Source organism: Micromonospora sp. 15K316 (assembly GCF_004348525.1).
Classification (GTDB): domain Bacteria; phylum Actinomycetota; class Actinomycetes; order Mycobacteriales; family Micromonosporaceae; genus Micromonospora.
On sequence record NZ_SMKG01000187.1, the window covers coordinates 1 to 11,799 of the forward strand.

Annotated in this window: 7 protein-coding genes; all 7 read right to left on the bottom strand. The window is 69.7% G+C overall.

The genetic code is table 11. From position 1 onward, the window contains the following. Positions 1 to 469: 469 nt before the first annotated feature. The gene (locus E1211_RS25290) at positions 470 to 838 is read right to left on the bottom strand and encodes a hypothetical protein (RefSeq protein WP_132351588.1); all 369 of its coding nucleotides are present in this window, start codon (positions 836 to 838) and stop codon (positions 470 to 472) included. Between the two features lie 98 nt (positions 839 to 936). After that, complete coding sequence (locus E1211_RS25295) at positions 937 to 4,824, bottom strand: DNA-directed RNA polymerase subunit beta' (protein WP_132351590.1); 3,888 nt, start codon at positions 4,822 to 4,824, stop codon at positions 937 to 939. Positions 4,825 to 4,914: 90 nt separating this feature from the next. Then, positions 4,915 to 8,346: a DNA-directed RNA polymerase subunit beta gene (locus tag E1211_RS25300; RefSeq protein ID WP_132351592.1), complete on the bottom strand. Its 3,432-nt coding sequence runs from the start codon at positions 8,344 to 8,346 to the stop codon at positions 4,915 to 4,917. Between the two features lie 571 nt (positions 8,347 to 8,917). After that, positions 8,918 to 9,307 (bottom strand): 50S ribosomal protein L7/L12, encoded by a 390-nt coding sequence (gene rplL / locus E1211_RS25305; RefSeq protein ID WP_132351594.1) that lies wholly within the window; start codon positions 9,305 to 9,307, stop codon positions 8,918 to 8,920. 57 nt (positions 9,308 to 9,364) lie between these two features. Then, entirely contained in the window at positions 9,365 to 9,910 is a 546-nt protein-coding gene (gene rplJ, locus E1211_RS25310) for a 50S ribosomal protein L10 (protein WP_120684236.1), read from the bottom strand. A gap of 400 nt (positions 9,911 to 10,310) precedes the next feature. Then, positions 10,311 to 11,000 carry a hypothetical protein gene (locus E1211_RS25315; RefSeq protein WP_132351596.1) on the bottom strand — a complete coding sequence of 230 codons (690 nt, stop codon included), beginning with the start codon at positions 10,998 to 11,000 and terminating at the stop codon, positions 10,311 to 10,313. Further along, on the bottom strand, positions 10,997 to 11,799 hold an 803-nt coding region (locus tag E1211_RS25320), incomplete at its 5' end, for an ATP-binding cassette domain-containing protein (protein ID WP_132351598.1). The genes E1211_RS25315 and E1211_RS25320, both read right to left, overlap by 4 nt.

Genomic DNA, 11,799 nt, shown 5'->3' on the forward strand with positions numbered 1-11,799 from the left:
CCACCCGCCCGGGCCGGGCGGGATACCCGGGCCCGGGGACACGGGGGCGCCCCAACCGGACGGCCCGGCGCCAGGCCCGCCGGGAGCACCCCAACCAGGCGGCGCCGACGGCACCCTGTGACCAGGCGGCGCGGACGTACCCCAACCAGGCGGCGCGGAGGCACCCCAACCGGACGACGGGGCGGGACCGGGCGGCGCGGACGGCACCCCGGGACCGGGCGGACCGGCGGGCGTGGCCCAACCCGCCGCCCCCGGCTCGGCCCCGTGTCCCGCGGCGGATCCGGCCTGCCCGGACGGGTCGGCGCCGTCCGGTGGGTCGGACGGCCGCGCGTGGTCGTCCGACGGGGGCCGCGCCGGTTCCGTCACGGGTGCTCCTCCTCGCTTCGGCCGTCAGCGACGCGACGGACAGGAGCCAGGCTACCGCCGGAGGCGGGGCCCACCGCGCCCGAGCAGGCGCCCCTCCCCCGGATCAGTCGACGTTGGCCGGGTAGTCGTGCCCGAACGGCGCCTGGGCCATCCGGACCACCGCGACCACCGCCAGCACCACCAGCACGAACGCCGCGAGCAGCAATCCGGTCCAGGCCAGCTGCTCCCCCCGCCGCAGCCACCGGGCGCCGGTGAGAAAACCCCCCGAGGCGTACGCCTCGCGGCGCGCCTGCCGGGAGAGTTGCAGCGCCACCGTGGCCGGCACGATCCCGCCGACGAAGAGACCGGTCAGCGCGGCGATCAGGCCGAGCGCGAACACCGCGCGGGCCTTCGTGGCGCGGGCCGGGTCGGGGTCCAACGGATGGCGCGGGGTTTGCTCCGCGACGGGCACCTGCCCGGGTGCGGTCGTCATCCCCCCATCATGCCGAACCGGCGTGGCATGCGTACCGGTCCGGACGCGACGAGGCCCCCGGCAGGTGCCGGGGGCCTCGTCCTACCTGCTGTCAGCTGTTACCGGTACGACCCGAAGTCGAAGTCGTCCAGCGGCACTGCCTGCCCGCTGGCCGGCCCGAACCCGTAGTCGGTCTCCGGGTAACCGGTCATCGAGTAGACCTTGGCCTTCGCCTCCTCGGTCGGCTCGACCCGGACGTTGCGGTACTTGCTGATGCCCGTACCGGCCGGGATGAGCTTACCGATGATCACGTTCTCCTTGAGGCCGATCAGCGAGTCGCTGCGGGCGTGGATCGCCGCGTCCGTCAGCACCCGGGTGGTCTCCTGGAAGGAGGCCGCCGAGAGCCAGGAGTCCGTGGCCAGCGAGGCCTTGGTGATACCCATCAGCACCGGACGACCCGCGGCGGGCTCGCCGCCCTCGGAGACGAGTCGGCGGTTCTCCGACTCGAAGAGCGCCCGGTCGACCAGCACACCCGGCAGGAACTCGGTCGAGCCGGAGTCGATAACCGTCACCCGCTTGAGCATCTGGCGGATGATGATCTCGATGTGCTTGTCGTGGATGAGCACACCCTGCGAGCGGTAGACCTCCTGGACCTCCTGGGTCAGGTGGACCTGGACCGCGCGCGGGCCGAGGATGCGCAGCAGCTCGTGCGGGTCGATGGTGCCCTCGGTGAGCTTCTCGCCGACCTCGACGTGGTCGCCGTCGTGGGCCCGCAGCTTCACCCGCTTCGAGATCTTGTCGTAGACGATCTCGTCGCTGCCGTCGTCCGGGATCACGATGATCTTCCGCGACCGCTCGCCGTCCTCGATCCGGATCCGGCCCGGGGTGTCGGCGATGGGCGCCTTACCCTTCGGGACGCGGGCCTCGAAGATCTCCTGGACACGCGGCAGACCCTGGGTGATGTCCTCACCCGCGACACCACCGGTGTGGAAGGTACGCATCGTCAGCTGCGTACCCGGCTCACCGATGGACTGGGCGGCGATGATGCCGACCGCCTCGCCGATGTCGACCGACTTACCGGTCGGCAGCGAACGGCCGTAGCAGGCCGCGCAGACGCCGAGCTTCGACTCGCAGGTGAGCACGCTGCGCACCCGGACGGTCTCCACCCCGGCCGCGACGATCTTGTCGACGCCGATGGAGTTGATGTCCTGACCCCGCTCGGCGACGACGGTGCCGTCCGGCCCCTTGATGTCGTCGGCGAGGGTACGGGCGTGCACGCTGGTCTCGGCGTGCGTGTGCACGACCAGCTTGCCGTCGAGCCGCTCGCCGATCTGCATCGGGATGGCCCGGTCGGTGCCGCAGTCCTCCTCGCGGATGATGACGTCCTGCGACACGTCCACCAGACGACGGGTCAGGTAACCCGAGTCGGCGGTCCGCAGCGCGGTGTCGGCGAGACCCTTACGGGCACCGTGCGTGGAGATGAAGTACTCCAGCACGGAGAGACCCTCCCGGTACGACGCCTTGATGGGTCGCGGGATGATCTCACCCTTCGGGTTGGCCACCAGACCACGGATCGCCGCGATCTGCCGGAGCTGGAGCAGGTTACCGCGGGCACCCGAGTTGATCATCTTCCACAGCGGGTTCTCCTGCGGCAGCGCGGTGTCCATCTCCTTGGCGACCTCGTTGGTCGCCTTGGTCCAGATCTCGATGAGCTCGCCGCGACGCTCCTCGGCGGTCATCAGACCACGCTGGTACTGCTTGTCGATCCGGTCGGCTTCCTTCTCGTACCGCTCCAGGATCTCCGCCTTGCGCGGCGGAGCGATGACGTCCTCCATACCGATCGTCACGCCGGACCAGGTGGCCCAGTGGAAACCGGCCTCCTTGAGCCCGTCGAGGGTCGCCGCGAGGGCCACCTTCGGGAAGCGCTCGGCGAGGTCGTTGACGATCGCGGAGAGCTGGCCCTTGCGGATCTCGTAGTTCACGAAGCGGTAGCCCGGGGGCAGCGTCTCGTTGAACAGGACCCGGCCGAGCGTGGTCTCCACGGTCACGGTCTCGCCCTCGGACCAACCCTCGGGCGCGACCCACGGCTCGGCGCCGGCGCCGTTGTCGACCCCGACGATGCCGCGCAGCCGGATCTTCACGGGAGCCTGCAGGTGCAGCTCGCCGTTGTCGTACGCCATCCGCGCCTCGGCGTCCGAGCTGAACGCCCGGCCCGCACCCTTCTCATCGGTGGTGAGGTGGGTGAGGTGGTAGAGGCCGATGACCATGTCCTGGGTGGGCATGGTGACCGGCTTGCCGTCGGCCGGCTTGAGGATGTTGTTCGACGACAGCATCAGGATCCGCGCCTCGGCCTGGGCCTCGGCGGAGAGCGGCACGTGGACCGCCATCTGGTCACCGTCGAAGTCGGCGTTGAAGGCGGTGCAGACCAGCGGGTGGATCTGGATGGCCTTGCCCTCGACCAGCTGCGGCTCGAAGGCCTGGATGCCCAGCCGGTGCAGGGTGGGCGCCCGGTTGAGCAGCACCGGGTGCTCGCCGATGACCTCTTCCAGCACGTCCCACACGACCGGCCGCTGCCGCTCGACCATCCGCTTGGCGGACTTGATGTTCTGCGCGTGGTTGAGGTCCACCAGCCGCTTCATCACGAACGGCTTGAACAGCTCCAGGGCCATCTGCTTGGGCAGACCGCACTGGTGCAGCTTGAGCTTCGGGCCGACCACGATGACCGAACGGCCGGAGTAGTCGACGCGCTTGCCCAGCAGGTTCTGGCGGAACCGACCCTGCTTGCCCTTGAGCATGTCGGAGAGCGACTTCAGCGGGCGGTTACCCGGGCCGGTGACCGGCCGGCCGCGGCGGCCGTTGTCGAACAGCGCGTCGACGGCCTCCTGCAGCATCCGCTTCTCGTTGTTGACGATGATCTCGGGCGCGCCGAGGTCGATCAGCCGCTTGAGGCGGTTGTTCCGGTTGATGACCCGGCGGTACAGGTCGTTCAGGTCGGAGGTCGCGAAGCGGCCACCGTCCAGCTGCACCATCGGACGCAGGTCCGGCGGGATGACCGGCACGCAGTCCAGCACCATGCCGAGCGGCGAGTTGCGGGTGTTCAGGAACGCCGAGACGACCTTGAGTCGCTTGAGCGCCCGGATCTTCCGCTGGCCCTTGCCGGTACGGATGGTCTCGCGGAGGTTCTCCGCCTCGGCGTCCAGGTCCATGTTCTGCACCAGGGCCTTGATGGCCTCGGCGCCCATGGCACCCGTGAAGTACTCGCCGAACCGGTCGCGCAGCTCGCGGTAGAGCAGCTCGTCGGTGACCAGCTGCTTCGGCTCGAGCTTGCGGAAGGTGTCGAGCACCTCGTCGAGGCGGTCGATCTCGCGCTGGGCCCGGTCGCGGATCTGGCGCATCTCGCGCTCTCCGCCCTCCTTGACCTTGCGCCGGACGTCCGCCTTGGCACCCTCGGCCTCCAGCTCGGCCAGGTCGGCCTCGAGCTTGGCGGCCCGCTTCTCGATCTCCGAGTCACGGCTGTTCTCGGACTGCCGCTTCTCGGCCAGGATCTCGTTCTCGATCGTCGAGAGGTCGCGGTGCCGCGCCTCGGTGTCCACGCTCGTCACGACGTACGAGGCGAAGTAGATGATCTTCTCGAGGTCCTTGGGGGCGAGGTCCAGCAGGTAGCCCAGCCGGCTCGGCACGCCCTTGAAGTACCAGATGTGGGTGACCGGAGCGGCCAGCTCGATGTGCCCCATCCGCTCACGGCGGACCTTGGAGCGGGTCACCTCGACGCCGCAGCGCTCACAGATGATGCCCTTGAACCGAACCCGCTTGTACTTACCGCAGTAGCACTCCCAGTCCCGCTGAGGACCGAAGATCTTCTCGCAGAAGAGCCCGTCCTTCTCCGGCTTCAGGGTGCGGTAGTTGATCGTCTCCGGCTTCTTCACCTCGCCGTGCGACCACTGACGGATGTCGTCGGCGGTCGCCAGGCCAATCCGCAACTCGTCGAAAAAGTTGACGTCGAGCACGTTATATATCCCTCACACGTCGCTTGTTGCGCCAGCAGCTCATCGGGGCCGGACCTCCGGGGGCGGTCACCCGCCCCCGGAGGTACGACGTCACACTTCCTCGACCGAGCTCGGCTCGCGCCGGGACAGGTCGATGCCCAGCTCCTCAGCGGCCCGGAACACCTCGTCGTCGGTCTCACGCATCTCGAGGGCCACGCCGTCGCTGGAGAGCACCTCGACGTTGAGGCAGAGCGACTGCAGCTCCTTGAGCAGCACCTTGAACGACTCCGGGATGCCCGGCTCCGGGATGTTCTCGCCCTTGACGATGGCCTCGTAGACCTTCACCCGGCCGAGAACGTCGTCGGACTTGATCGTCAGCAGCTCCTGCAGGGCGTACGCGGCGCCGTACGCCTGCATCGCCCAGCACTCCATCTCACCGAAGCGCTGACCACCGAACTGCGCCTTACCACCCAGCGGCTGCTGCGTGATCATCGAGTACGGACCGGTCGACCGAGCGTGGATCTTGTCGTCGACCAGGTGGTTGAGCTTCAGGATGTAGATGTAGCCGACGGCGATGGCGTCCGGCAGCGGCTCGCCGGAGCGGCCGTCGAAGAGCCGCGCCTTGCCGCTGCGCCCGATCAGCTGGTTGCCGTCCCGGTTGGGCAGGGTCGACGCGAGCAGACCGGCGATCTCCTCCTCGCGGGCACCGTCGAAGACCGGGGTGGCCACGTTGGTGTCCCCCTCGGACTCGTCAGCGCCGATCGACTTGAGCTGACGCTTCCACTCCTCGTCCTCGCCCTCGACCTTCCAGCCGGTCTTCGCCACCCAGCCGAGGTGCGTCTCCAGCACCTGACCGATGTTCATCCGGCTCGGCACACCCAGCGGGTTGAGCACGATGTCGACAGGGGTGCCGTCCTCGAGGAACGGCATGTCCTCGACCGGAAGGATCTTGGAGATGACGCCCTTGTTGCCGTGACGGCCGGCGAGCTTGTCACCGTCCTGGATCTTCCGCTTCTGGGCGACGTAGACCCGGACCAGCTCGTTGACGCCCGGAGGCAGCTCGTCGCCGTCCTCCCGGGAGAAGGTACGCACGCCGATGACCGTGCCGGTCTCGCCGTGCGGCACCTTCAGCGAGGTGTCCCGAACCTCACGCGCCTTCTCACCGAAGATCGCGCGGAGCAGCCGCTCCTCCGGGGTCAGCTCGGTCTCACCCTTCGGAGTGACCTTGCCGACCAGGATGTCGCCGGGGACGACCTCGGCGCCGATCCGGATGATGCCGCGCTCGTCGAGGTCGGCGAGCATCTCCTCGCTGACGTTCGGGATGTCGCGGGTGATCTCCTCCGGACCGAGCTTGGTGTCCCGGGCGTCGACCTCGTGCTCCTCGATGTGGATCGAGGTGAGCACGTCCTGCTGCACGAGGCGCTGCGACAGGATGATCGCGTCCTCGTAGTTGTGCCCCTCCCAGGTCATGAACGCCACGAGCAGGTTGCGCCCGAGCGCCATCTCGCCCTCGTCGGTGCACGGCCCGTCGGCGATGACCTGGCCGGCCTCGACGCGGTCGCCCTCGAAGACCACCGGCTTCTGGTTGACGCAGGAGCCGGCGTTGGAGCGGCGGAACTTGTGCAGCAGGTACGTCCGGCGGTGGCCGTCGTCCTGGTGGACGGTGATGTAGTCGGCGCAGAGGTCCTCGATCACGCCACCGACCTCGGCGACCACCACGTCACCGGCGTCGACGGCGGCCCGGTACTCCATGCCCGTACCGACCAGCGGCGACTCGGCCTTGACCAGCGGCACCGCCTGGCGCTGCATGTTCGCGCCCATCAGCGCGCGGTTGGCGTCGTCGTGCTCGAGGAACGGGATCATCGCCGTCGCGACCGAGGTCATCTGCCGCGGCGAGACGTCCATGTAGTCCACGGCGCCCGGCGCGACGTCCTCGGTCTCGCCGCCCTTACGGCGGACCAGGACGCGGTCCTCGGCGAACGAACCGTCGGCCTTCAGCGGGGCGTTGGCCTGCGCCTTGACGTACCGGTCCTCCTCGTCCGCGGTCAGGTAGTCGATCTGGTCGGTGACCCGACCGTCGACGACCTTCCGGTACGGCGTCTCGATGAAGCCGAACGGGTTGACCCGGGCGAAGGTGGAGAGTGCGCCGATCAGACCGATGTTCGGGCCTTCCGGCGTCTCGATCGGGCACATCCGTCCGTAGTGGGACGGGTGCACGTCACGGACCTCGAAGCCGGCCCGCTCCCGGGACAGACCACCCGGGCCGAGCGCGCTCAGCCGGCGCCGGTGGGTCAGGCCCGCCAGCGGGTTGGTCTGGTCCATGAACTGGGACAGCTGCGACGTGCCGAAGAACTCCTTGATCGCCGCCACGACCGGGCGGATGTTGATCAGGGTCTGCGGCGTGATCGCCTCGACGTCCTGGGTGGTCATGCGCTCGCGGACGACCCGCTCCATGCGGGAGAGGCCGACCCGGACCTGGTTCTGGATCAGCTCGCCGACCGTACGCAGCCGCCGGTTGCCGAAGTGGTCGATGTCGTCGGCCTCGTAGCCCTCCTCACCGGCGTGCAGCCGGCAGAGGTACTCGACGGTGGCGACGATGTCGTCCTCGGTCAGCGTGCCGGTGGTGATCGGCACCTCGATCTCGAGCTTCTTGTTGAACTTGTACCGGCCGACCTTGGCCAGGTCGTACCGCTTCGGGTTGAAGAAGAGGTTGTCGAGCAGGGTCTGCGCGTTCTCCCGCGTCGGCGGCTCGCCAGGGCGCAGCTTGCGGTAGATGTCGAGTAGGGCCTCGTCCTGGCCGGCGATGTGGTCCTTCTCGAGCGTGGTCATCATCAGCTCGGACCAGCCGAACCGCTCGCGGATCTGCTCGTTCGACCATCCGATGGCCTTGAGCAGGACGGTGACGGCCTGCCGGCGCTTACGGTCGATGCGGACGCCGACCGTGTCGCGCTTGTCGATGTCGAACTCCAGCCAGGCACCCCGGCTCGGGATGACCTTGACGCTGGAGAGGTCGCGGTCGGAGGTCTTGTCCGGCTGCTTGTCGAAGTACACGCCCGGGGACCGGACGAGCTGGCTCACGACGACACGCTCGGTGCCGTTGATGATGAAGGTGCCCTTCGGCGTCATCATCGGGAAGTCACCCATGAACACCGTCTGGCTCTTGATCTCGCCGGTGGTGTTGTTGGTGAACTCCGCGGTCACGAAGAGTGGCGCGCAGTAGGTGAGGTCCTTCTCCTTGCACTCCTCGATCGAGGCCTTGACCTCGTCGAAGCGCGGAGCAGAGAAGGAGAGCGACATAGTGCCGGAGAAGTCCTCAATGGGACTGATCTCGTCGAGGATCTCCGCGAGACCCGAGCGTGCGTGCTGGTCGTCCGCCGACCGGCCCTGCCAAGCCTCGTTGCCAACCAGCCAGTCGAAGGACTCGGTCTGGATGGCGAGGAGGTTGGGGACCTCGAGGTGTTCGGTGATCCTGCCGAACGAAACTCGGCGGGGAGCGAAAGCGCTCGACGTACGACTGGTCTTCGCAGGGCGGGAAGCTGCCAAGATGCGTCCTTCCGAGGACCTGTGCTGCAGAACGGCTGGTACGCGTGCACTCCAATGACCCCACCAGAAATATCCGCAAACGGACATTTCCGAGCAGGGGTCAAGTCGGAAGGCAGCGCAAACTAGCAGTGTAGCCGAGAGGCTAACCGCTGTCCAGCCCACCCCGCCAGGACATTGCGGAACGTGCTCCGGGCCCCGGAAAACCGGGTCAACCGGGCCGCTCGGAACGCAATGTTCCTGCCGGGCCGCTCGGGTGTCGCGGCCGATGGTGCCGCCGCTTCTCTACCCGCCTGGTGGCCGTCGCAAGCGCGGAAGGTCTTGCTGGTGTCAGCGTGCCTGGCGGCCCGGGGCCACGTCAAGGGCCGGTCTCCGGCTCGCCGCGTCTTTCCCGCCGACCCGCCCGCGCCGCTCACCATCGCCGCGCCCCGCCGTACGAACGGACGCCCTGCTCACGCCCGCTGCCGGCGCTCAGGTCAACGCGACGGGCGGCGACCCGATGCCGGATCGCCGCCCGCCGTAGCGCGATATGTGCCCCGGCTCACTGAGCCGGACGCGCGGGGTGGTGCTCAGGTCACTTGAGGGTGACCTTGGCGCCCTCACCCTCGAGCTTGGCCTTGGCCTTGTCGGCGGTCTCCTTGTTGACCTTCTCCAGGACCGGCTTCGGCGCGCCCTCGACCAGGTCCTTGGCCTCCTTGAGGCCCAGGCCGGTCAGCTCACGCACGACCTTGATGACCTGGATCTTCTTGCCACCGTCGGCGTCGAGGATGACGTCGAACTCGTCCTTCTCCTCCTCGGCCGGGGCGGCGGCACCGCCGGCGGCCGGGGCACCCGCGGCGATGGCGACCGGGGCGGCGGCGGTGACCTCGAAGGTCTCCTCGAACTGCTTCACGAACTCGGAGAGCTCGATCAGCGTCATCTCCTTGAACGCGTCGAGCAGCTCGTCGGTGCTGAGCTTCGCCATGTCTGGCGTCCTTTCCAATTGGTGTGTCTAAGACTGAACCAGGTGCGCCGGGGGGCCTCAGGCCGCCTCGGCGCCCTCCTTCTCGCGCTTGTCCTGCAGTGCGGCCGCCAGGCGGGCGGTCTTCGACAGCGGGGCCTGGAACAGGGCCGCGGCCTTGCTCAGGTTGCCCTTCATCGCGCCGGCCAGCTTGGCCAGCAGCACCTCACGGGACTCCAGGTCGGCGAGCTTCGTGACCTCGGCCGCGGAAATGGCCTTGCCCTCGAAGACCCCGCCCTTGATGACGAGCTTCGGGTTGGCCTTCGCGAACTCGCGAAGCCCCTTCGCCGCCTCGACGACGTCGCCCGAAACGAAAGTCAGCGCGGTAGGACCGGTGAACAGCTCGTCGAGCCCGGAGATACCGGCCTCGGTCGCGGCACGCTTGGCCAGCGTGTTCTTCGCGACCGTGTAGCTGGTCTCCTTGCCGAGCGTGCGCCGCAGCTGGGTGAGCTGGGAAACCGTCAGACCGCGGTACTCGGTCAGCACCGTGGCACCCGCGTTGCGGAAGCTCTCGGTCAGCTCGGCGACGGCCGTGGCCTTGTCGGCCCGGATCGGCTTGTCCGCCATGTCCCTCCTCTCTCGTGCTCGAGGCTGGTCGCCGTCGGGAACGGATGCTCACGACGGCGGCTCAGGAAGCGCGACAACGAGAAAAGCCCCGGCGCAGGGCGCACGGGGCGAGGTCCGGCGGAGGCGGGCACAGTCGGCGGACCATGCTGCACTGCCGATTTACGCTTGCCGCCCTACGCGGGTCGCCCGTCGTCGCGGGACCTTCGACCGTGCCGGGGGCACGGTGACCAGCGGTCTCTGGGTGGTACTTCGCCGCAAGGTTACGCGACACGTGACGCGAGCAGCAAATCACCCCCCGCATGTGTGCCAGCTCACGCCCACGACCCCGGTGACGCGCCCGACCGTCGACCAGCCAAGCGCTGCCCGCCGGCGCCGCCGCGGCCTCGGGTTCAGCGCCGCCTCACGCCCGCGACCGACGCCACCACAGGTAGCCGCCGAGCACGACGGCGCTCCAGGCCACCGCCCAGAAGGTAAGCAGCGCCGCGGCCGGCGCGGTGAGCGCACCGGTGGTGGCCCGGGCGGTCGCCATGATCGGCGGTACCAGCCAGGGCACCGCCGAGCCGCTCAGGCCGAACACGATCGCGCCGACCCCACCGAGGGCGAGCACGGCGACGCCGTACCCGGCGCTGCCCGTACACGCCCGGCTGGCCAACGCGCCGAGCAGCACCGCCGGCGGTACGGCCAGCAGGTGCGCCCAGAGCCCGAGAGCGATGCCGACACCCACGGACCGGCCACCCGGCTCGACCACGGCGGTGACTCCACCGACCAGCCACGGAAAGACCAGCGCCACGGCGACCGTGCCCAGAGCGGCAAACGTGGCGGCGAGCAAACCGGCCGACCGCTCCCGCCGCACCCCGACCACCACCTGCGCGAGGCGGCGCTGCCCGTCCGGCTCCACGTCGAGCAGCAACTTGGTCTGCCAGGCGAGCACCGGGAAGAGGACGACCGCCGAGACGCCGTACGCCTCCGCCGGCTGGGCCCGGCCGCCGCCGTAGAGGATGCCGAGGGCGACCAGCCCGGCAAGCAGCGGCGCCACCGCCCGGCCGGTACGCAGGAACCCGGCCAGCCGGAGCCGGATCAGGGCGGTCACCGGGCGACCTGCCCGCCGGAGGCCGTGGGAGCGGCCGCCGCCTCGGGCGCCCCGACGTCCGGCTGCTCGGGCTCCGGCCCACCCTCGGGGCGTCCCTCACCGGTCTCCGCCTCGGTTCCCGCGCCGTCGGCCACGCCGAGCGGATCGGGGCGTACGCCCAGCACGCGGTGGCCGTCGGCGCGCAGCCTCGCGAGGGTGCCGGCCACCCGCGCGGCGGGCACCGCGATCTCGACCACCGCGTACGACGCGCCCTCGGTCGGCGGCGCCTCCTCGCTCACCTCGCCGTCCAGGACGGTCCAGCGACGCGCGCCGGGCAGCCGGACGGTCTCCCCACGGTGGTCGCTGAGCAGCACAGAACCCCCGTCGGTGAGCACCTCGTCGATCAACTCCGGAACGAGCTCACGGGCGGAGGCGTCCAGCCCCTCCCAGGGCTCATCGAGGACGAGCAGCCCCGGCGGGCGGAGCATGGCCTGGGCGAGACCGACCTTCTGGGCCGTCCCCTTCGACAGCTCGGGCAGCCGGACGCCGCGGAACCGGCCGAGACCGAGGCGTTCGACCCAGCGGTCCACCGCGCGGACCGCGTCGACCGGCGGCAGGCCGGCCATCCGGCCCATCGCGAGCAGGTAGTGCCGGACGTCGAACGGCTGGTCGGCGGGGAACCGCTCCGGAACCCAGCTGACCGCGGCCGGCCGCTCGACGACCCGCCCCCGCGTGGGCCGCAGCACGCCGGCTGCCACCTGGAGGAGGGTCGACTTGCCGACCCCGTTGCGGCCCTGCACGACCGCCGCCTCCCCCGGGC

Excerpts from the sequence above, each read along its gene's own strand:
- E1211_RS25290 (WP_132351588.1), bottom strand. The coding sequence starts at position 838 with ATGACGACCGCACCCGGGCAGGTGCCCGTCGCGGAGCAAACCCCGCGC.
- rplL (WP_132351594.1), bottom strand. The coding sequence starts at position 9,307 with ATGGCGAAGCTCAGCACCGACGAGCTGCTCGACGCGTTCAAGGAGATG.
- rplJ (WP_120684236.1), bottom strand. The coding sequence starts at position 9,910 with ATGGCGGACAAGCCGATCCGGGCCGACAAGGCCACGGCCGTCGCCGAG.